The 20,729-nt window shown below is 53.2% G+C and carries 18 protein-coding genes; 1 reads left to right on the top strand and 17 read right to left on the bottom strand.

Annotated features, from left to right (window positions below; translation table 11 throughout):
• Positions 1 to 58: 58 nt before the first annotated feature.
• The 8 genes from B5F27_RS05465 to B5F27_RS05430 all read right to left on the bottom strand — a co-directional run bounded on the left by B5F27_RS05465 (position 59) and on the right by B5F27_RS05430 (position 8,653).
• Positions 59 to 484, bottom strand: a complete 426-nt coding sequence (locus tag B5F27_RS05465) for a sigma factor-like helix-turn-helix DNA-binding protein (RefSeq protein WP_087365286.1) — start codon at positions 482 to 484, stop codon at positions 59 to 61.
• Positions 485 to 950: 466 nt separating this feature from the next.
• Positions 951 to 1,322: a metal-dependent transcriptional regulator gene (locus B5F27_RS05460; protein ID WP_087365284.1), complete on the bottom strand. Its 372-nt coding sequence runs from the start codon at positions 1,320 to 1,322 to the stop codon at positions 951 to 953.
• A gap of 11 nt (positions 1,323 to 1,333) precedes the next feature.
• The gene (locus B5F27_RS05455) at positions 1,334 to 3,082 is read right to left on the bottom strand and encodes an ABC transporter ATP-binding protein (RefSeq protein WP_087365282.1); all 1,749 of its coding nucleotides are present in this window, start codon (positions 3,080 to 3,082) and stop codon (positions 1,334 to 1,336) included.
• The gene (locus B5F27_RS05450) at positions 3,075 to 4,856 is read right to left on the bottom strand and encodes an ABC transporter ATP-binding protein (RefSeq protein ID WP_087365280.1); all 1,782 of its coding nucleotides are present in this window, start codon (positions 4,854 to 4,856) and stop codon (positions 3,075 to 3,077) included. The genes B5F27_RS05455 and B5F27_RS05450 overlap by 8 nt, the downstream gene beginning before the upstream one ends.
• Positions 4,857 to 4,982: 126 nt before the next feature.
• Positions 4,983 to 5,942, bottom strand: coding sequence for an AraC family transcriptional regulator (locus B5F27_RS05445; RefSeq protein ID WP_087365278.1), 960 nt, complete (start codon positions 5,940 to 5,942; stop codon positions 4,983 to 4,985).
• Positions 5,943 to 5,947: 5 nt separating this feature from the next.
• The gene (locus B5F27_RS05440; RefSeq protein ID WP_087365275.1) at positions 5,948 to 7,360 is read right to left on the bottom strand and encodes an energy-coupling factor ABC transporter ATP-binding protein; all 1,413 of its coding nucleotides are present in this window, start codon (positions 7,358 to 7,360) and stop codon (positions 5,948 to 5,950) included.
• A 4-nt stretch (positions 7,361 to 7,364) separates the two neighbouring features.
• The gene (locus B5F27_RS05435) at positions 7,365 to 8,048 is read right to left on the bottom strand and encodes an energy-coupling factor transporter transmembrane component T (protein ID WP_087365273.1); all 684 of its coding nucleotides are present in this window, start codon (positions 8,046 to 8,048) and stop codon (positions 7,365 to 7,367) included.
• A complete protein-coding gene (locus tag B5F27_RS05430) occupies positions 8,048 to 8,653 on the bottom strand; it encodes an MptD family putative ECF transporter S component (RefSeq protein WP_087365271.1) in 606 nt (201 codons plus the stop codon). Before B5F27_RS05430 ends, B5F27_RS05435 begins: the two co-directional genes overlap by 1 nt.
• Positions 8,654 to 8,938: 285 nt before the next feature.
• Between B5F27_RS05430 and B5F27_RS05425 the strand changes: the two genes are divergently transcribed.
• Positions 8,939 to 9,307: a helix-turn-helix transcriptional regulator gene (locus B5F27_RS05425; protein WP_087365269.1), complete on the top strand. Its 369-nt coding sequence runs from the start codon at positions 8,939 to 8,941 to the stop codon at positions 9,305 to 9,307.
• Between the two features lie 202 nt (positions 9,308 to 9,509).
• On the opposite strand, the gene B5F27_RS05415 is transcribed toward B5F27_RS05425, so the two are convergent.
• From B5F27_RS05415 to B5F27_RS05380, 9 genes are all read right to left on the bottom strand, one after another.
• Entirely contained in the window at positions 9,510 to 10,919 is a 1,410-nt protein-coding gene (locus B5F27_RS05415; RefSeq protein ID WP_087365267.1) for a relaxase/mobilization nuclease domain-containing protein, read from the bottom strand.
• 50 nt (positions 10,920 to 10,969) lie between these two features.
• Complete coding sequence (locus B5F27_RS05410) at positions 10,970 to 11,335, bottom strand: hypothetical protein (RefSeq protein ID WP_087365266.1); 366 nt, start codon at positions 11,333 to 11,335, stop codon at positions 10,970 to 10,972.
• A 3-nt stretch (positions 11,336 to 11,338) separates the two neighbouring features.
• Positions 11,339 to 11,641, bottom strand: a complete 303-nt coding sequence (locus B5F27_RS05405; RefSeq protein WP_087325496.1) for a CD1845 family protein — start codon at positions 11,639 to 11,641, stop codon at positions 11,339 to 11,341.
• Positions 11,641 to 11,949, bottom strand: a complete 309-nt coding sequence (locus B5F27_RS05400) for a hypothetical protein (RefSeq protein WP_087325470.1) — start codon at positions 11,947 to 11,949, stop codon at positions 11,641 to 11,643. Before B5F27_RS05400 ends, B5F27_RS05405 begins: the two co-directional genes overlap by 1 nt.
• 106 nt (positions 11,950 to 12,055) lie before the next feature.
• Positions 12,056 to 12,400, bottom strand: a complete 345-nt coding sequence (gene mobC, locus B5F27_RS05395; RefSeq protein ID WP_087365263.1) for a plasmid mobilization relaxosome protein MobC — start codon at positions 12,398 to 12,400, stop codon at positions 12,056 to 12,058.
• A complete protein-coding gene (locus B5F27_RS16970) occupies positions 12,397 to 13,122 on the bottom strand; it encodes a DUF3848 domain-containing protein (RefSeq protein ID WP_087365261.1) in 726 nt (241 codons plus the stop codon). Before B5F27_RS16970 ends, mobC begins: the two co-directional genes overlap by 4 nt.
• Positions 13,119 to 18,803, bottom strand: coding sequence for an SNF2-related protein (locus tag B5F27_RS05385; RefSeq protein ID WP_242962097.1), 5,685 nt, complete (start codon positions 18,801 to 18,803; stop codon positions 13,119 to 13,121). Before B5F27_RS05385 ends, B5F27_RS16970 begins: the two co-directional genes overlap by 4 nt.
• Before the next feature lie 257 nt (positions 18,804 to 19,060).
• A complete protein-coding gene (locus tag B5F27_RS17145) occupies positions 19,061 to 19,411 on the bottom strand; it encodes a TnpV protein (protein ID WP_242962095.1) in 351 nt (116 codons plus the stop codon).
• A 787-nt stretch (positions 19,412 to 20,198) separates the two neighbouring features.
• Positions 20,199 to 20,729, bottom strand: coding sequence for a hypothetical protein (locus B5F27_RS05380; RefSeq protein WP_087365256.1), 531 nt, complete (start codon positions 20,727 to 20,729; stop codon positions 20,199 to 20,201).

Raw genomic sequence — 20,729 nt, 5'->3', positions numbered from 1 at the left:
ATGGAGGAAGTACGGTTTCCTCCATCGGCTTAATTTTTGCCGTTAAGCGACATTCATATTACTTGTTGGCATCCAACAGGTATGCCAGCTTCTTCAGCCCGCGCCGGATGCTCTCCCACACGCGGCGGCGGTCGGTGCCCTCGAGCTGGGCGATCTCGGCCACCGTCATGCCCAGGTAAAACCGGGTGTAGATGCGCCGGGCCTGGATGGCGGGCAGCTTCATCAGCGCAGCATACACTTCTTCCCGCAGCAGCTTCCGCTCCAGAATTTCTTCCGGGGTAAGCGGCCGGTTGAGGGCATCGTTTTCAATGCCATCCTCCCGGTTCAGAGAGTAGTGGGCCTTGTGCCGGAACTTCCGGCGTTCGTAGGCGGCATCGCCCTGCTCCTGGCCCCGGATCGCGGCCACGACTTCCTCGGCCACGTCCACAAAGACATCGGTTTTATACACATCGGGATACAGTTCCCGAAGATTGATCTTCTGCATTATGTACCTCCATTTCGATTCACGGGTTGACGGGTGAACCGAAATGAAGGCGGTGAGCGACGCCTTTCGGGGAAATTCCCGAAAAAACGACAAGCAAAAGCGCCAGCATCCGAAGAACGGCGGCTGGCGCTGCTAAAAAAGGACTTATGACACTTATAGACCAGCCACGATAGTGCCTGTTCATAAGCAGATGGAGGCCGATTGACGGTCAGGCTTTTTTTGACATGTAAATTCCTGCCGAATTATGTCGAAGCGGTCTTTGCTTCACGGCGGCTCCCTCCTAAAGCCGCCGTGTCAGCGTGTAGTCGTCACTCCTTTGTCGAGGGCATAAGGAACGGCGGCCTTGATGTTACTCAAAACCGCCGCAGTACCCGGAAAATCCATTTTGGGCGCACAAAGCTGCCTGCCCTGCAACGGTTTTTTTCTTTCCCCGTCTTGCGGGGCAGGATCGCTTGGCATATTCAGTTTAGTCTTGCTCCTGTGCAGCTGCCTCCTTCAGCCGCAAAAAGCTCTCGTCGCTAATGATGTGTTCAATCCGGCAGGCGTCGGCCTCCGCAGTTTTGGGGTCAACACCTGCGGCAATAAGCTGCTCGGTAAAGAAACAATGTCTCTCATAGATTTTTTCGGCAACCTCGCGGCCCACATCGGTCAGATGGAGAAAGTGATCTTCGTCCATCGTGAGAAAGCCGCCGTCCCGCAAGGTAGCCACTGCATGGCACACGCTGGGCTTTGACACCTCCATGTGCCGGGCCACATCTACGGAGCGTACCATACCGAGTTTCTTTTGGAGAACAAGGATGGTTTCCAGGTAGTCCTCCCCGGACGCATGAAGTTTCATTAAGACCTCCCTTACTCTATCCGCCAGCCTTCGGCTTGTTCACGGATTTGGATGAACTTTTTATAAGTCCCTTCCTGTTGCAGCAGTTCCCTATGTGTACCTCTCTGGGCCACCGTCCCGCCATCAATCACAAGGATTTGGTCGGCGTTTTCAATCGTAGCCAGGCGATGGGCAATCGTAATAATGGTTTTGCCATGTGTCAGGGCAGAAATAGCTTCTTGGATCAAATGCTCATTCTCAGGGTCAATGCTTGCTGTTGCCTCATCCAAGATAACAATGGGAGCATCCTTTAGCATCGCCCTGGCGATAGAAATTCTTTGCTTTTCACCGCCGGAAAGCGAAGAACCCCCTTCACCGATCACCGTGTCATAACCGTCTGGCAAAGCCATTATGAAGTCATGGCAGCGGGCCGCTTTTGCGGCGGCGACAATCTGCTCATCCGTAGCGTCTGGGCTGCCGAATTTAATGTTATTCTTGATGGTATCCCGGAACAAATAGACATTCTGAAAAACCATGCTGATATTTTTGAGCAGACTATCGCAGGTAAATCTTCGAATATCCGTTCCGCCAATGGTAATCATTCCGCTGTTAACATCGTAAAAACGGGCAATCAGGTTACACAGTGTAGATTTTCCACTGCCAGATGGCCCCACGATGGCCGTTGTTCTATTCTGCGGAATTTTGAAGTTCAGGTCATGCAGAACAATCCGGCTGTCATATCCGAAAGAAACATCCCTAAACTCAATATCATAGGATACCGGTTTTATGTCGGTGCCGTCCCGGTCGATATAGTTTACATTCTCCAACGCTTCCAGCTTATTCATGGCAGAGTCCACAACTCCAAGCATATGGGCCGCGTCATTGATATTCTCCACGCTGCCGAACATCACAAAAGAGAACAGGACAAACATCAGGAAGAACGCCATACTCATTTGTCCCTGCAATGCCTGCCATGCACAAATAAAGACAATTCCCATCGAAGCCAGTTTCAAGGCAAACAAATGCAGACAGTTAAAGGGAGTAAAGCCTTTTTCTACCTTGATATGAATATCTTTCAGGTCTTTACTGGCATTACGAAAGTTCTCGATAGAGGCTCCTTCCTGTCCAAAAGACTTTACAATGGAAAGCCCCCGGATGTATTCAATCGCTGCGCCGGACATATCCTCCATTGCTTTATGGGTTGTTGCAGCGGTTTTTTCACTGTGTCTGCTGATCCCCTGCAAAGCCAGCGCCGAAAGAGCAACGCCGACAATGGAAATAACCGCAGCAACGGGGCTGAAGAAGAGCAGGCATAAAACGATGGCAATAAACTTTGCGTATCCATTGATGATGACATCCACCATTTTCATACCCTGTAATTCCAAAGTAGACAATTCCGTGGTAACACCTGCCAGAATGTCACCCACACTGTTCTGCGAAAAGTACCCAAGGGGAACCCGTTTCAGTACATCGCCCAGATGAATACGCTGTCCGGCGGCCACTTCATATCCAATGCTTTCCTGCAATACTGCCCGGAGATAAGAAAGCAGGAAGTTCAGTGCAATCGAGCCAATAATGATCCCCAGCATTTGCCAGATTAAAACAGTATCAATCGCAGTATTCGTCCAGTATGCCTGGATTGCTTTATCCAGTGCGAATGCGGCTGCCATTGTAGGAATAGCAGTAGACAAACTGCTGAAAAAGGAACACACAGAACCAAGATAGAGGCGGCCTTTATATTTACCAGCCCATCGGATAATGCGTTTCATTGACTTAAACATTGACACCCACCTCCTTTTTCTCGCCCACAGACCAGTTCTTTGCACCAATATGTGCCTGCCACATATCCGCATAAAGCGGGCAGCGTTCCAGGAGTTCCTCCTGCTTTCCGCAATCAACAATCTGTCCTTTCTTCAAAACGACAATCTGATCTGCGTTTTGAATGGTAGACAGACGGTGTGCAATCACCAGCAGGGTTTTTCCTTTGGAAAGGGCCATGATGGATTTCTGGATTTTATCTTCATTCTGCGGGTCAGTGAAGGCAGTTGCCTCGTCCAAAATCACAATAGGCGCATTTTTCAGGATTGCTCTCGCAATAGCAATTCGTTGCTTTTCTCCGCCGGAGAGCCGCTTGCCAGCGTCACCGGCCGGGGTATCATATCCTTTTTCCAGTCGAACAATGAAATCATCACAGCAGGCCGCTTTTGCGGCGGCATATACTTCCTCATCCGTAGCATTTGGATTACCCAGGCGGATGTTCTCTTTGAGAGAGCAGTTGAACAGGAAATTGTCCTGTGTCACGAAACTGACCAATTCGGAAAGCTGCCGGATGGAAAGTTCCTTGATATTCGTGCCGCCGATGGAGATGCTGCCGCCGGTCACATCCCAAAACCGGGCAATCAGCCGGGCAACGGTGGACTTGCCCCCGCCGGATGGTCCAACCAGGGCTGTAAAACTTCCCTGCGGCATTTTCAGGCTGATGTCATGCAACACTTCGTTTTGCCCGGTGCCATCATAGGAGAAAGACACATCCTGTAAAACAATATCTGTGTGCCTGATCGGAACAGTTTTACCAGAGTCCAGCAATACAGGCAGGTTCAGAAGTTCATTTGCAGCTTCTACTGCATACTCCATTGACTTTGCCTCGTTGATAAAAGTAGTAGCTTTCATCAGCGGGCCGACAATACTCAGCGAGAGAATAATTCCCATCGCCAATTCAGCAGGCGTGATACTCCCGCTCTGCGTCAACAGCAAACCGATGGGAAGTACCCCCAACAGGGTGGTGGGCATAATCGCCATCATCAGGTTCATTGTTTTCCAGGTACTCTTGAACCATGCCAGAGTAAAATCCTTAAAGGACTTTACCGCTCCTACAAACTTTTCATAGGAACTGGTGCTTTGATTGAACGCCTTAACAACCTCAATGCCTTCCACATACTCAATAATGACATTGTTTACATGATTGTTTGCCTCCATATAAGCTGCGTACTGGCTGTTATAGTTCCGCATGAGAAAGAACATGGGGATCATGGCCAGAACCGGGGCAATCAGGACTGCAAGGCCCAAACGCCAGTCAATCGCCAGCATCCAGATAAAAATGGCAATCGGAAGGAGCAGGTTCGATGTCAGTTCCGGGATCATGTGGGCCAGAGGCGGCTCCAAATCCTCCACCTTGTCCATGATAATATTCTTCAAGTAACCGATCCTTCGTCCCATTACTTCGCCAAGGGGCGCTCTCATCAGGCGGTTTGCAATTTTCAGGCGGATGCCTTCCAGTATCGTGTAAGCGGAGATATGTGCCAAAATTGTGGAAATGCCAAAGCAGATGACACGGATCAGGTATCCGCCTACTCCTACCAGACACCAGAGCATGATGTTGTTCAAAGTAGCGGTCCGGTTAATGAACAGGAGCAGGATTTCATACACCGCCCAAAACGGAACAAAGCCTCCGGCAACACTTAAAATGGCACACAAAACCGAGAGGGTCATTTTTCCTTTGCAGGGACCTGCAAAAGAGAAAAGCGTTTTGACCCAATGCTCTTTTTGCTGCTTCATATCAATTCACCTCTCTCGATCAATTTAGCCAGCAAAGAAAAAAGGATGGTTAATCCTCGCTAACCATCCTTAATGCTATCATATTTCAATTTTTCTTTCCGCTCCACACGGCCTTTTTTGTTCCAATCAGATAATTGATTTTCGATATTCCAACGGCGTTTTCCCCATTGTCTGATGAAATGCGGATGCGAATTTGCTGGGACTGTCATATCCCACAAGTCCCGCAATCTCCGCCACCTTCAGCGACTTATCTGATTTCAGTAAAGAGGCAGCATAGTTCATACGATAGTTTCTCATGTATGTAAAAATCGGGCTGCCATATACCGATTTGAAACAGTTTTTCATGGGGGTCAGGGCAATATCAAACCGCGCGGAGAGTTCTTCCAGAGTATAGTTTTTTGTCAAATCCTGCGTCAGAAGTGCCTGGATCGCTTTGATTTTCTCAACCTGGCCTTTATAAAAATAGGGGCGTTCTTCTGTATGGCCTGAAAGTTCCAGCGCATCCAGATACAGCAGCAGCTCCAATACTTTGATCTTGAAATAGTCCTTTTTGATTTTGACCGGCACATTGTAGAGTTCGGAAAAAATATGCTCAATGGCCGGTTCTCCTGGAATGACATAGGGTGTACGGTCGCTGCAATACTTTTTTTGCAATTCATAAAGATCCACAGAAAAGCCTTTCATAGAGGCCGGGATTTCCTTTGCCGCAGTCTCCATCTGAAAGCCAATGGAAATACCGTGGTAGTGAGAAAGTGGAAATTCCACCTTGCCGGAATGATGGATGCGGCGATCCACCCGAAGATCGCCAGCCTCTAAATAGCTAAAGGCATTTTGACCGACTTCCTGCTCAATGCGCCCTTCCCGGCAGTGGTCGATACAAAGCAGGTCCATATCTGTCTGGAAACCCGAAACGCACTCCTTCATGTGGAAATCATTATACATGAGAAACACACCGGGAAAAACATGATAGAGCGTCATCATGCCTTCACCGGAGTTATCACTTAAACGCATAACCTTACAATCATCGGACTCGACCAGGTTTTGAACATTCGGGCCGCAGTACATTTCCTGGAATAATTCCGGCATAGACGCTACCTCCTTTCTTTGGAGCATCCCTCCATATCAAATATTTTATCACAAGTCCGGCCCAAAAACTCAAAATCATGGGAAACAATGATGATAACTTTATTTTCATCATTCAACTTGCGGATCATATTGCTTACTTCCAGCATACGATGATAGTCCAGCCCACTGGTAGGCTCGTCAAAGACAAGCACATCCTTGTCGGAGAGAATAGCGGTTGCCACCGCAAGGCGCTGTTTCTGTCCTCCTGACAGGGCCATCGGATGACGGTCTTTGAAATCCAGCAAATCAAAAGACCTGAGAATTTCTTCAATCCGCTCCGGCGGACAATCCGGCTGCGCCAGTTCACATTCGTTCCATACGCTGTCTGAAAAAAGCTGATGGTTCACATCCTGCATCACGCAGAAGCTGGCCTTATTACGCTGTTTTGCTTTCAGTGTTTGTCCGTCCAGCCGGACCGTTCCATTCACTTCTTTCAAAAGCCCGCACAGGCAGCGTGTCATCGTCGTTTTTCCTGCGCCGTTATGACCGACAATCCCCAACACTTCACCCCGTTTTGCAGAAAAGCCGAGGCCGCTGAATACCGGCTGCTTATCAAAGGCACAGGAAAGATTTTCTACGGATAAGCCTTCCTGCGCTCCTGGCGGATCGGCGGGAGGTAACTCCAGTACAGGATGGACAAGACTTCTAAGCCCCATACTGATACGCTGCTCATCTGAAAGATTACGAAACTCATCCCCGGAAAATATCTGAACGATTTTCCCCTTTTGAATGAAGATCGCCCGGTCAATCAGGTCCATCAGAAAATATAGACGGTGTTCGGCAATAACAACCGTCCGTCCTTCTTTTTTGATCTGAATAATCTGCTGGCGTAAAGTGTCAATCGCGTCGGCATCCAGATTTGCTGTCGGCTCGTCCAGCACAAAAACGGACGGGTTCATGGCATATACAGAGGCAAACGCAAGACTTTGTTTTTCCCCTCCAGACATGGAAAAAATGTTTCTTCCCAAAAGCGATTTAATTTTTAAGGCGGAAACAGTGGCGTCATATCGCTCTTTGATTTTACTTGGTTCGACACCCGCATTTTCCAGGCCAAAAGTGATCTCGCTGTCCGAGTCAATATTGAAAAACTGAGATTTCGGATTTTGGAACACAGAGCCAACCTGCTCTGCCAGCCGATACATTTCTGTTTTCGGTACTTCCATACCGTTTACAATCGTTGTACCGGATAAAGTGCCGCCCTCGACAAAATGAGGAATTAAGCCGTTAATCAGTTTTGTCACTGTTGTTTTGCCACAGCCCGACTCCCCCGTAAGGACAACACATTCTCCCTGTTGGATATTTAGGTCAATATGGGAAAGCGTTCCCTGCTCTTTCTCATATTCAAACGATACATCCTGAATTTGGATCACATGGAACACCTCCTTAACCTACTGTAATTGAAATCACACAAAAAATCAAACCTGCTGCCAGACACAAAAAGTCCTGCACACCGAACTTCATTTCAATCATGCTGGTCTTTGGCGCAGGATTTTCAATGCCCCGCGTAACAGCGGCTGCGGACAATTCTTCCGCTGTCGTTGTTGCAGAGATCATGGTCGGCACCAATAAGCACTCAATTTTTTGTACCCCATGAATATTACGGAGCTTCATAGCATCCCGGATATAGCTGGTTTCTTCTTTCAAGGCCGGAAAATACCGGACGGTTACAGACAAAGGAATAATCAGTCCCTGCGGGATATGCCATTTCCGAAGGGCAACCATCAATTCCCGGACGGGCGTTTTCTGTAAAACCATCGTACCGACAATCAAACAAGGGAAAATCTTTCTTGCATACGATACGATGATCGTGAAGCTGCTGGCTAAAATTTTTGGCCCGTTTGGGAATACATAGTATTGCAGCGCCAGACAAATCCCAAATGCGATTGCCAGTTTGCCTGCGGATTTTTGGCACCCGCAAGCAACGATCAGCAGGAGCAGAAAAACAACCCATGTAATTTCAACCCATACGGAGTGCTGGGTAAAGGCCACAATATTTGCCAGCACCAATAAAAGCAATTCCGTCCGTGGATCGAACCTTAATGTATGTTTTTTGCCCGCCCCATTCATCACACAATTCCTGCCTTTACAAAGTGCTTTTTGAACAAACCTCTGGCAATAAATGCACCGATGATACCACCGATTATTGGAGCAACAAACAGAACGATTAACATTGCATTGGACGACAGAGCTTCAACTGCCGCAACATAATCAGCGGGCATTCCCTGTTCTGTAATCTGCGCCAGGAAATCGGCCTTAAACAACCAGATGGGAAGGGGAGAACCAACCATTCCCAGCGAAAAAATCACATAGGCAATCGAATTTCCCTTGAAGCTGTTATACTTAGTCACAGCTCGGACAACTTCGGCCAAAATACAGGTAGAAGCCATCGAGATCAGAATTACCAGGGTAAATTGTCCAGTGACAAAATAGATAAGAGCAGTGATAAGCCCCATCAGGAAAACTGCACCCAGTTTTTGAACCTTTGCGACCATCAGCATAAAAGGAATGCCTGCAAACACAGCAATGAAGCCGGGCATCAGCATCCAAAGAACAGGGTGAATCCCTCCCAGAAGCATGAAGGCAAAGTTGATGACAAAGTAGATTGCGGAAAAGATACCGATTGTAATGAGGTCTTTTCCTTTCAGTTTTTTGTCCGTACTCACTTCAGACATTGAACATTCCTCCTTTTAGTTAGGTTTTGCTAACCCATAGGCTTTTTGAAAGCGCCCTTCGGCGCTTACAGTAACCATCATAGCAGACCTGAAAAGTCTTTTCCGCTCCAATCGGCCTTTTTTGCACCAAGAGGACTTTTAATTCTTTTGGTTGACTATTCAAAGTTGAGCTACAAAAGGAGCGATGTTTCTTTTTTGGATTGAATTATAAAATGAACCTAAAGCGCATATCACATCATTCCCAGCACATCCTATGAACAATAGAATGTAATAGGGTGATGTGATATGCCGAATGTAAAAGATTGCCCTGGATTTGAAACCTTCGGAGCAGATGTTCAGCAGGCGCGTGAAGCTGTAAAAATGTCCCGCCGGGAGCTGGCCGAAAAGATCAGTATCGACCCGCGCTATCTTGCCAATATCGAGCTGTGCGGCACAATTCCAAGCGTGCCGGTTGTGATGCAGCTCATCCGTATTTGCAAGCTGCCCGCAGAACGCTACTTCACCCCGGAGCTGCTTCGGGAGGACAGTGAGCAACGCCAGCGGACAAGCCACAAATTACAGCTTTGCCCGGAGAAGTATCTGCCCATTGTGGAAGGTGTCATTGACGGAGCCATCAAATTGAAAGATGCGGATGATGAGAAGGAGGATGTGTAAGCGTCCTCTTTTCTCATTTGAAGAAATACCGCCCGAAAGGGCATAAATACGGGGTACGAGAAACCGGCAAGCAATTCCTCTGGCTATCCATTTAGCCAGAGGATGCTTGTTGGTGCACACCCCAAACCCCATTTGAACGCAGAAGTCCCTTCTGCGGCTGCGCGTTCTACGAACGCTTTGTAAAATTATGACCACAGCCTGCTCAACGCTGGCTGTGGTCTTTTTCACGCCCGGCCTCGGGCGCTTCCATGTTCAGCACCCGGTCCACGTTGGCCTTGACGGTCAAAAGCTCCCGCATCTCATCCCGGGCGCGGCGGTATTCTGGGTACAATTTTTTCTTCTGGCTCAGTATCTCCGCATATGCAGCGTTCAGGTCCTTCACCTTGGGCAGCTTCTTCAGGCCCAGCTTATCGAAAGCATCTTTAGCCGCCTTATGCAGGGCGATCTCCTCCCGGTGAGCTTCCAGAAACTTTTTGCTGTATCCCGCCTTGCGGTAGGCCACATAGGTATCTCGGGTCTTGGCGTAGTTGATAATCTGCGTCCGCAGGGTGCCGATCTCCTCCATCCGCTTTTCCGCTGACTTGATCTGCGCCCGCAAATCGTTGTGCCTTTCAGCCGCAGTAGCAGCCTTTGACGCAAGAGCGGCGTAGTCCAGCAGGTCATGCTCTGAAAGATAGGCCATGGTCTGGGCCATCTGCTTGAGGTTGAACACCTTGGCCCAGCGCTCATAACCTTTGCCCTTGCCCGCCTGGAGCTTGGCCTGAATGTCCACCAACAGGTTGACCTTGGGCGCTGCAGGAGCGGCAGCCGGCACTTTGCGGGGCGTGTGCTCTCTGTTCCCGGCCAGAACGGCGGTCAAATCCTCCTGTGTGTAGCCCTTACCCAGACTGCGCAGCCGGACCGGCTTTTTCCAGCCAGGCGCGCAAAGCGTGATGTGCTTGCCCCGGCGTTCCACGATGCAGCCGGACTTTTTCAGTTCCGCCAGCAGAGTGTCCAGGTCGGTGGGCTTTTGCTCCAGCGCCCGATCGATGGCAAGGCGCAGCGTCTCCCGGTGGGAGGGCTTGGCGGCATCGCCCAGCCACTTGTTGTAGCTCTTGCTGTGAGGTTTTGGATTTTCCACAATGGAGTAGCCGTTTTCGATGCAGATGGTATCGCTCAGCCGCCGCACCGCCCGGCTGCTGCCCAGAAAATTGCGGAACTTGCGGTCGCAGTCCAGATTGACCGCATTCCAAATAATATGGTTATGGACGTGCGCCTTGTCGATGTGGGTGCAAACGATGAAGGCGTGATTGCCTTTTGTGAAGCGCCGCGCCAGCTCCTGCCCCAGGCGGTTGGCCTCCTCCGGCGTGATTTCCCCCGGCACAAAGGACTGCCGCAGGTGATAAGCGATGATGTCATCCTTCCCGCGCACCCTACCGGTGGCAGCAATGTACTGCCGCTTGGCCAACAGAAACTCGGCATCTGCAATTTCGCCGTTGCACTGGTAGCTGGTCACGAGCCGCCCTTCATCGGTCTTTGCCGGGTTCTTCACATAGTTGATACTATCCTGAATGGCCCGCCGTACCGACCGGCCCTTGCCGGTGTGCAGCGGCATGATACTTGTGGTTGCCATTATATCCTCCTAAAACAAAAAGAGCGGCCTGCTCGCGCAGGCCGCCGTTGTTATTCCAGTTCATCTGATGTATCTTCATCAAAGGCATCTTCCAGAAAGTCCAGCTCATCCTCCCAATCCTCCTCGTATACAAATCGCTCTCTGGGCGGGAAGCGCATTTCATATATATGCTGCGCCAGCGCCCGCACCTCCGGCCGCCGGTCTTTGGTCCGGTTGCGCAGCCAGGCCAGCTGCTCTTTGGACAACCGCCACGGCAGATTCAGCAGCCGGTTGACGGTCATCATCTCTGCCTTCTTTTCGGGAGGCAGGGAAGCACAGGCTTTGCAGATATGCGCCGCATGGCCCCGACCGCTGAACTTTTCATTTGCCTTGTATTCACCACATACCTTGCAGTAATGACCGCGTTTTTTCTTCATGGTTTAACCATAGATCCTTTCCTGAATGAAATACCGCACTCCTTGCACCCTGCCCAGCAGCCAAAGGGCAGCCGCCGGCAGCCCGAAGGGGCTGGCCAGAAACGCCAGCACCAGGTAGATGATAAAACCTTCCACCGATGCAGAGAGCAGCAGAATCGCCAGCGCCAAAAGAGAAAGTACCGCGCTGGCCAGGCCCAGCACCACGCTGGACACGCACACCAGCCAGGTAAAAAACCAGACGAACAGGGCCAAAACAAGGCTCACCGGAGCAAAAAGAAGCTTCAGCATGAACCTGAGTAAAAAGATCACCGTTCTTCCTCCTTTTTGCGCTCCGCCCAATAGTGGTCGCGGATCGTTTGAATGATTGCCTCATCGGATTCGTTCAGCTCCCTGTTTCCTTTTGTAAGGCTAACTTCCTCGTATCCGATGCAGTCAATCAGCAACAGGTCAAACAATTCTTCCGGTGTCCGGCAAAGGACCCCATCCACACAATCGCGATCTTCTCCGTTCCAGGAGACGCGAACATAGCCTCGGCGGCAGGGGAGGACTTCTTCCTCCAGGTCTTTTGACAAATAGTCTCCGAAAATGGCCAATACTGCTTGAAATGTCAACACGGTCATCACCTCCGCTTTACCCTTATTATCCCTGCTTTTTAAACAGAATGCAAGGATGTCACAAATAAAAAGCGGGAGGCCAGCCAACGCCAGACCTCCCGCCACATTACGAAAGAGATGCCAACCGGGTCAGTATCTGGCCAATGGCCTCCCAAAGTTCGCTCTGTCTCTTGATAATATCCTCCAGGTCCGCCTCGTAAACCCGCCCGGTAGTGTTGACCCGGCGCACCAGCTGGTTGAGGTTGCTGCTGTGCCGGCGCAGCAGAGAGAGCAGCTCTTTCAGTTCCGGCAGATCCAGCCGGACAGCATATCCATCCAACGCCATTTTCCGCAGATAGGCTTCCCGGTTCAAGATGCCAAGCTGTTCCATCTTGCCTTCAATCGCCGCCAGTTCTTCCTCCGAAACGCGGAAATTGAGCTGAACGCTGCGCTTTCGCCGGGGCGGCGTCACCGCTCCGGCTCCTTCTTTTTGGGCGCAGCCTGCACGGGCGGTTTTTTCTCCGCCTTTTCCTGCGCCTGCTTGAGCTGCTCCCGGACAGAGGCGCGGGGCTGACGTTCTACCTCCCGCCGCGCCAGCAGTTGGATGTCCTTCTCATCCACCGCCACCAGCTCCTGAAAATCCAACCCTTCCAGTTCGTTTTCGATCAGCTCCTGCAACGAGCTGTACTGCCGGGTGTCCAGCGGCTTGCCGTCCAACTCCCGCTCGATCTTGTAACCTTCAAGATCCACATGGATTTGCAACGGGATATCCTCATCGCCCACGGTGGTGTAAGCGATGTTTACCCTGCTCAAGTCGCTGAAATCCGCCTGCGAAGCGTATTCGTAGGCGCAGAACTCGTCGATCAGAGTTTTGGCGCGCTCCAGTTGGTCAGTTTGCAGAGCGTTGGCCCGGCTCTCGATGCAGCTCCAAATCTCCTCCATGTGGTTGCTTTCCAGCTTGTCAAATTCTGCATAAACGTCCGCCAGCGGTGAGGGCGAGGTCAGCAGTGCCGCTGCCTGGGCATCGGTCAGGTCGTTGTACTCCAGCGAAAGCAGAATGTCCTCCCGCATGACATACTCATAGGCGTGGTTCAAAATCTCCTCCGGCGGCTGGGTCAACAGCCAGTCTCGGAACTGCTCCTGTTCCGCAAACATCTGCTTGTAAAGGGTGGTGTTCCACTGTTCATTGGTCATCTTTCAGCCTCCTTTTTATGCTGCTTATTCGGTACAAATTTCTCAGCTGCGGCAGTTTTCAGCCCGGCCAGCACCGAGGGCCGGCGTCCGCCTTGTTCAGTCTCCAGTTCTTCTCGCTCCGGCTCGGGGCGACCCTCCATGTTCAGCAGAGTGTCCAGTTCGGCCAGGCGGGCGGATTTTTCGGCCAGTTCTGCTTCTTTGGGGAAAGGTTTTTCCACTTCCACTTGTGCCGCGTCCCGCTGCTGGTACAAAGTTTGCAGCTGATTCTCGGCGCGGGCGATGCGGTCGGGGAAGCTGTCCAGCGCGTTATCCAGACGGGTCAGGTTGCCGCGGGCATCGGTGCCGAGGGGGACAAAGTGACTGGTCGCGCCCCGCAGCACGGCCTGGTACTCGTTGCGGAAGGTATCAAAGCGCAGGTCGAGGCCAAAGCCGCGGTAGCTGCCCAGCGTCACCGTCTCGGCGGTAGGCATTTCCTTGCAAGCCAGAAGCAACCGCTCACCAGCGGCCAATTTGTCCTCAAAGTGCATCCCTTTCACGGTCATGCCGCAGAAACCGTCCTTCACCTGGGGGTTGGCCTCTGCCGTTTTGGCGTCCTGTTGCAGGGCGGCGATTTCCACCTTCTGCCGCTGGATGCTGGCGGGAAACTCTTTGAGCAGCTTATCCTCCAGCCGATACTTCTGGCTCTGGTGGTCGGCTTTCAAAACCTTCAGCTTTGCTACCTCCACATCCAGATTCATCTTTTCCTTGATGAGCGGATTGCCGGCGCACAGCGCCTTGACCTCGGCGTAGCTGAGGACCTGCTCGTCCACGTCCTCGCAGGAACGAACAGGCGATTTTGAAGTCATGATTTGGCCGATGAAACGCTGTTTATTCTCAAGGGTCTGGAACAAGTACGCATCGAATGTTCCTTCCGTGACGTAATTGTAAATCTGCACCGTTTTGTTCCGATTGCCCTGCCGGATGATGCGGCCGTTGCGCTGGGTCATGTCCGAGGGTTTCCAGCCTACGTCCAGGTGATGAACGGCAACAAGACGGTCCTGCACGTTGGTGCCCGCCCCCATTTTTGCCGTACTGCCAAGCAAAATGCGCACCTGTCCGGTGCGCACCTTGGAGAACAATTCCTTCTTCTTGGCCTCGGTGTCGGCGGTGTGGATGAAGGCCACCTCGGTTTCCGGCACGCCTGCCGCCAGCAGTTTTTTCTTCACATCATCGTAGACATTGAACTGCCCGTCGCCCTTGGGCGTGGACAAATCGCAGAACAAAAGCTGGGTCAGTCTGTCCTCTTTGCCTTCCTCCCAGATGCGCAGCACGTTGGATACACAGGCGTTCAGCTTGCTGTTCGGATCGTCGGGCAGCAACGGATTCATGAGGCGCTGGTCGAGGCCGATCTTCCGCCCATCATTTGTGACGCACAACATATTGTCCTCGGAAGCATCCACCATCCCGGCGTTGATCTTGCCCGCCCGCTCCGAAAGAGACTGCACCATTTCTTTTTGAATTTCTGACGGTTTCACAAGCACTGTTTCAAATTTGGCCTCCGGCACCGGCAGATGGAGCTGGTCACTGGTCTTAATGTCCGCTACCTCTTTGAACATAGTCATGAGTTCCGGCAGGTTGAAAAACTTGGCAAAGCGGGTCCGCGCCCGGTAGCCGGTGCCCTCAGGGGCAAGCTCAATGGAGGTGGTCGTTTCTCCAAAGGTGGACGCCCAGCAGTCAAAATGCGTCAGTCCCTTTTGTTGCAACGTGCCGTACTGCAAATAACGCATGACCGTAAACAATTCGGTCATTGAATTGCTCACAGGCGTACCCGTAGCGAATACCACGCCCCGGCCTCCGGTCAGCTCATCCATATAGCGGCACTTGCCAAACATATCGCTGGACTTTTGGGCCTCAGACGTGGACAAACCGGCGACGTTGCGCATTTTTGTTACAAGAAAAAGGTTCTTAAAGCTGTGCGACTCGTCCACAAACAACCTGTCTACGCCCAATTCTTCAAAGGTGACCACATCGTCCTTGCGCTCGGTGGCCCGCAGTTTTTCGAGTTTCATTTCCAACTGCTTGCGGCTTTTCTCCATCTGCTTGATGGTAAACTTCTCCCCGGACGAATGTTTCAGCTCGGCGATGCCGCTCTGGATCTCGTCGATCTGCTCCTGGATGATGCGCTCCTGCCGCTCAAAGGAAAGGGGGATTTTCTCAAACTGACTGTGGCCGATGATGACCGCATCGTAATCCCCAGTGGCGATGCGGGCGCAGAACTTCTTGCGGTTGGCTGTCTCAAAGTCCTTCTTGCTTGCCACCAAGAGCTTGGCGCTGGGATAGAGGTGCAAAAACTCCTGCGCCCACTGAAGGGTCAGGTGATTTGGAACCACGAAAAGAGACTTCTGGCACAGGCCCAGCCGCTTGGCTTCCATGGCGGAGGCCGCCATCTCGAAGGTCTTGCCCGCGCCCACCTCGTGGGCCAGCAGGGTGTTGCCGCCGTAGAGCACATGGGCAATGGCGTTCCGCTGATGCTCCCGCAGGGTGATCTCCGGGTTCATGCCCACAAAATGGATGTGGCTGCCGTCGTATTCCCGGGGCCGGGTGGAGTTGAACAGCTCGTTGTACTGTTTAACCAAACTTTCACGCCGCTGTGGGTCTTGCCAAATCCAGTTTGCAAAGGCATCCTTGACGGCCTGCTGCTTTTGCCCGGCCAGCATGGTCTCCTTTTTGTTCAACACCCGCTTGGGTTTGCCGCTGTCATCCTCCACGGTGTCATAGACCCGCGCATCCCGGAGGTTGAGGGTGTCCTCCAGAATCTTGTAGGCGCTGGCCCGCGTGGTGCCGAAGGTCTCGTAGGCCATGACATCGTTGTGGCCCGTTTTGGTCTTGCCCTCGATGCGCCACTCTGCGGTGGACGAAGAAAATTTCACCTGAATTGCATACCGCATATAAAAAGGTATGCGAAAGGTTTCAGCCATAAATTTCTGGATGATGTCGGGACTGATCCAGGTCGCCCCCAGCCGCACATCGATCTCGGATGCTTCCAGCTCTTTGGGCTGAGCTTTGGTCAGGGCCTCCACGTTGACGGCAAAAGTCGGGTCATTTGCAGCAGCCAGCCTGGCGATCTGCAATTTGTTGCGGACGTTGCCGGACAGGTACTCGTCAGCGGTTTGCCAGCCCGCTTCTGGGTCGCTCACATCTTCCGAAGGGTCTTTGAAAATCACGCCCCGCAGCTCGCCGGTGATGCGCTCGAAATCCTCGGGAGTTCCCAACAATTCGGCCATATAGGGCAGATCGACCTTGCCTTTTTCCCCGATGGACACCGCCAGCGCCTCGGCAGGGGTATCCACATGGGTGACGGCACGCTCAGGCCGGATGGTCCGTTTTGTGAACATATCCGCCTTGCTCTTGAGCTTGCCGTTTTCGTCCAGATTTTCGAGGGAACAGAGCAGATAATAGGAGGAATCGTCCTCAAAGAGCCGCCCATTTTTGCGGTCGTTCAGCAGGCCATATTTTGCAGTGAAGACATTGTAGGCGGCGTTCAGCTCAGCTTGTTTGGCCGAAATCTCTGCGTCCGGGTAGTCCTCCAACTGGTAAGAGATCAGCTCGTTGACGAGGCTCCGCAGCTCCACCATCCCCTTGACCCGTTCCTTCGCGTCGCCGCTCAGCTCCACCGACGTCATGACCGAGTTTTCGCGGTAGTAAACCTCGCCCTCCACCACCGTGTAAGAGAAGTTTTTGACGTTCGGGTCGGCGGGCAGGATGCGGGAAGCGTGCTCGTCCAACTCGGTGCCGGCCCTTTCGACGGTAACGTACCGGCCTTGAATCTTTGCAGTGGCCTCCTTGAGCTGTTCGGCCAGGTTGGCCCCCTCGATGGGATCAACTGTTACGTCCTCCCGGCCATACTGGGTGCTTTCGACAGAAAGCTCGCCCAGCACCATATCGGGGTGATCCACAAAATACTGGTTGACGGTAAAGCCCTCGGGCGTTTGGCCCACCTGTACCCACTCCGGTTCCCGGTCGATGGGCCGCTCCAGCTTCTGGAGAAATAAGATATCCGAGACGACCTCAGTCCCAGCGTTGGCCTTGAAGGCATTGCTGGGCAGCCGTACCGCGCCCAGTAGGTCGGCGCGCTGGGCCAGATATTTGCGAGTGGAGCTGTCCTTCGCGTCCATGGTAAAGCGACTGGTGACAAACGCCACCACGCCGCCCGGCCTTACCTGGTCGAGGGCTTTCGCAAAGAAATAGTTGTGGATGGAAAAGCCAAGGTTGTTGTAGGCTTTGTCGTTGACTTTGTAATTACCGAAGGGCACGTTGCCCACGGCGAGGTCGTAGAAATCTCGCTGGCTGGTGGTCTCGAAGCCTGCGACAGTAATGGTCGCTTCTGGGTAAAGCTGTCGGGCGATGCGTCCCGTGATGCTGTCCAGCTCGACGCCGTACAGGCGGCTGCCCTGCATTGACTCAGGCAGCATCCCGAAGAAGTTACCCACGCCGCAGGAGGGTTCCAGGATATTGCCGGTGGTGAACCCCATCTGCTCCACTGTGTCATAAATGGCCCGGATGACGGTGGGGCTGGTGTAGTGGGCGTTCAAGGTACTGGCCCGGGCGGCAGCGTACTCGTCCTCAGAGAGTAACCCTTTCAGCTCCTTATACTCCTTGGCCCAGCTGTCCTTGTCCGGGTCGAAAGCGTCCGCCAGGCCGCCCCAGCCGACGTACTGGGACAGGATTTCTTGTTCCTCCGGCGTGGAGCTGCGTCCCTCTGCCTCGATGGCCTGCAGGGTGCGGATGGCCTCGATGTTGCAGGCAAACTTCTGCTTGGGGCCGCCCTCACCCAGATGCTCGTCGGTAATGCGGAAGTTTCGGGCCGGTGGTACAGAAATTTCAGGTTGCTGCGGCTCAACATGGAGCCGTTCGACCTCCACATCGTAGGGCAGGTGTGTTTCCTCTGCCGGGTAAGCTGCCATCGGTTCCGTTGGAACGGCAGGCTGTGTGGTAAGTTGTGCTTTCCGATCTTCGATCTGCTCCCAAATGGCGTTGCGCTGCTCGCTACTCAAATTCAGATCTTCGGCCCATTGATAGTCCAGAGTTACCACTTCGAGGGCATCTGCATCGGCTGCGTGTTCAATGGATTTGCTCCAGTAGTCAAACTCCACCGCCTGGGCCAAAACAGCCTCCAGCTTTTCCAGCTCGGGTTGAGGCATCTTTTTCCAGATATCATCTTCCTCACGCTGGCCGCTCCGGATGGTAAAGCCTTCTCCGTCATCGTGCTGGGAGACGGTATAGACGAGCGTATCCGGCATACCGTTGATCTTGCAGGACAGGTGATACTCTTTCTCCCGGGACACCGCCGAGTAGCTGCTGCTTTCCAGACGGATGTCGGTTACATCTTCTGCCGTTAAGGTTTTCTGAAACTGGGCGGAAACAGTCTCCTTAGTTGCCTCAGCATCCGCCACCACCTGCCGAATAAAAGGGTCGCTATCCAGCTTTTCCGGATCTACAAGCTGGCCGTTCACAATGCCGCGCTCGGCCAGTTTTTCCCGCAGAATTTCGCCTTCCGTGGGAACCGTCTGCTCCGCCTCGTCCCGATATTGCCCCGTGGCGATCAGGACGTGAATGCGCTTTTCTACCTCCGGCCATTTCAGACGTTGCTCCTGTCCGTTGGGATAGGAACGCAGCTTGACGCCCCTGGCATCGTAGTCCAAAAAGCCGTTGCTGCCGTCCTGAAACGTCCAGCTGCAGCCACCGGTGCCGTATTCCTGTTTCAGGAATTCAACGCGCTCTTTCTGCGTGTGATTTTCAGCGTAGTAGGCCGCAATGCGCTGCTTGCCACGTTCAAACCCGCTGCCGGATGTCAGTGCCGCCCGCCAATCCGCCTCGGAAAAAGAAAAAGCGGAGACTTGTTCGGTCTCCGCTCGCCGGTCGATCTGTTCAATTTGCTCCGCCTCGGTGGCGAAGAAACTCAGCTGAAAATCAGCTCGTTCCGGATCACTTCCTCGGCCTGCATTTTCAGAGCGTTCATGTGCTGCACCCAGGCCATCTGCTGCGCCGCTTTGTCCGGGGCTGGGTTCTGTTTCAGCAGTTCCTCCATCTGCCGGTCCAAGCGGTCCTTCGCTGTCCGGTCGATCTCCGCCAGATGCGGGTACAGTTTCCCGCTCAGCAGCAGGTGATTGTAGAGAATCGGCCGGCTCTCCTTGAGAAACATCCGGCGCATCCGCCCGTACTTGCCCAAGGGCGTCTGCGGCTGGTTCAGTTCGATGTTCGGGACCAGATAATCCCCGTTCTGCGTGTACTGCAATGCTGTGCTGCTCATCCCAAAGTCTCCTTTCTTCTGCGATGTCGCGTTCCACCTGCCGGATCACCGCCGCGATCTGCAGCAGCACCTCGCGGCTGCTCTCGCTGACAGCGGTGCCCAGGGCGGCCACGGTGGCCGGCGTGTTGAACTCATAAATGTTTCGGAACGTCTCAGCTCCAAAGTGGTTTTCGGGGGCGTACCCACACCGGGACAGGAGGGCAAAGGTGGTACTGGCGGTGACGGCCCGCTTGAAGGCGAGCCCTCTGTTGAGTTCATCGTACTCCTCCAGCAGGGAATTTGCAAGGATGCCGCCGATCTCCTGCCCATGGTCGGCCCAGTAGGCGTCTGCAAGCGTTCCGGCCACATCCGCCAGCTGCTGGGGCAGGGTATCTGCGGCGGTGCCGTAGCGGCGCTCCAGCATGGCCTTTACCGGGATTCCATGCCGGTCCTCCAGCGTCCACAGCCAGGGGTCGCGGGAGTTTGCTCGCGTGCCGGTATCAGCTAGGTCGAACACATACCGCAAGCGCAGCCGGTCGCCCGCATCGTCCAGCAGGGCGATGCCCTTGGACCCGCGCCGGACATAGCGGTTCATGCGGTCGTTCCAGACGTCGTAGGATGCACAGGCGATGGCGTCGGGCCGCTGGGCGTAGATCATGAGCTGGTCAGGGTAAGGGTACTTGTACAGCCTGCCGGCTGTTGCCAAAAAGCCTGCCCAGCGCTCCCAGTTTCCGGTCAGACGGCGGGCGGTGTCCTCGGCGAGTTGCGCGTAGTAGAGTGTTTTTTCGGACATGAAGCCTCCTTCCTTTTATTCCCGGCCCCTTTCTTTGGGCTTGCGGGGTAGTTTGGCCGCAGCCTCTTTGGGCCGCGTTTCTTTCAGCTCTTTTAACACTGACTTTCGCAAGCTCGGCTTGAGGGGATGTTTCCAACGGCTGAAAGTCACATCCTTCGGCTCCATCGCGCCATGCTCGTAAACACGCACCCGATCAAAACCCAGGTCTTTCCGCATCTGCCGCAGGATGTCCATGACCTCGGGGCTTTGGTTGAGGGACGCCATCCGGGTATAATCGTCCACCAGATAGTTTTTGCCCTGCCGCACATGGAGCAGGTCGGCAGCGCTGGGCGGGTCCTCCCGCTGGACTCCAAAGGTCAGCCAGGCACCCGGCACTTCTTCGCTGTTGTAGGGTTCCGAACGCAGCTCTTGGAAACGGGCTGCGGCCTGTTCGTAGGTGTCGTAAAACTCGATGGGTGTGTAGGGCTTGCTTCCCGCTGCGCCGGTCCAGGTGGCGAGGTCGGGGATGATATAGCACTGCCATTTGCTGTCTTTTTCGTCTGCCAT

Origin of the sequence: Faecalibacterium sp. An192, assembly GCF_002160175.1 — a bacterium.
In the GTDB taxonomy this organism is placed as follows: Bacteria; Bacillota; Clostridia; order Oscillospirales; family Ruminococcaceae; genus Faecalibacterium.
This window is presented reverse-complemented; position numbering and strand designations above follow the sequence as displayed.

Coding starts and splice junctions, on each gene's coding strand:
- B5F27_RS05430 (WP_087365271.1), bottom strand. CDS start 8,653: ATGTCTGAAGTGAGTACGGACAAAAAACTGAAAGGAAAAGACCTCATT.
- B5F27_RS05415 (WP_087365267.1), bottom strand. CDS start 10,919: ATGGCAACCACAAGTATCATGCCGCTGCACACCGGCAAGGGCCGGTCG.
- B5F27_RS17145 (WP_242962095.1), bottom strand. CDS start 19,411: ATGAGCAGCACAGCATTGCAGTACACGCAGAACGGGGATTATCTGGTC.
- B5F27_RS05410 (WP_087365266.1), bottom strand. CDS start 11,335: ATGAAGAAAAAACGCGGTCATTACTGCAAGGTATGTGGTGAATACAAG.
- B5F27_RS05460 (WP_087365284.1), bottom strand. CDS start 1,322: ATGAAACTTCATGCGTCCGGGGAGGACTACCTGGAAACCATCCTTGTT.
- B5F27_RS05450 (WP_087365280.1), bottom strand. CDS start 4,856: ATGAAGCAGCAAAAAGAGCATTGGGTCAAAACGCTTTTCTCTTTTGCA.
- B5F27_RS05445 (WP_087365278.1), bottom strand. CDS start 5,942: ATGCCGGAATTATTCCAGGAAATGTACTGCGGCCCGAATGTTCAAAAC.
- B5F27_RS05465 (WP_087365286.1), bottom strand. CDS start 484: ATGCAGAAGATCAATCTTCGGGAACTGTATCCCGATGTGTATAAAACC.
- B5F27_RS05425 (WP_087365269.1), top strand. CDS start 8,939: ATGCCGAATGTAAAAGATTGCCCTGGATTTGAAACCTTCGGAGCAGAT.
- B5F27_RS05380 (WP_087365256.1), bottom strand. CDS start 20,729: ATGGCAGACGAAAAAGACAGCAAATGGCAGTGCTATATCATCCCCGAC.
- B5F27_RS05435 (WP_087365273.1), bottom strand. CDS start 8,048: ATGAATGGGGCGGGCAAAAAACATACATTAAGGTTCGATCCACGGACG.
- B5F27_RS16970 (WP_087365261.1), bottom strand. CDS start 13,122: ATGACCAATGAACAGTGGAACACCACCCTTTACAAGCAGATGTTTGCG.
- B5F27_RS05455 (WP_087365282.1), bottom strand. CDS start 3,082: ATGTTTAAGTCAATGAAACGCATTATCCGATGGGCTGGTAAATATAAA.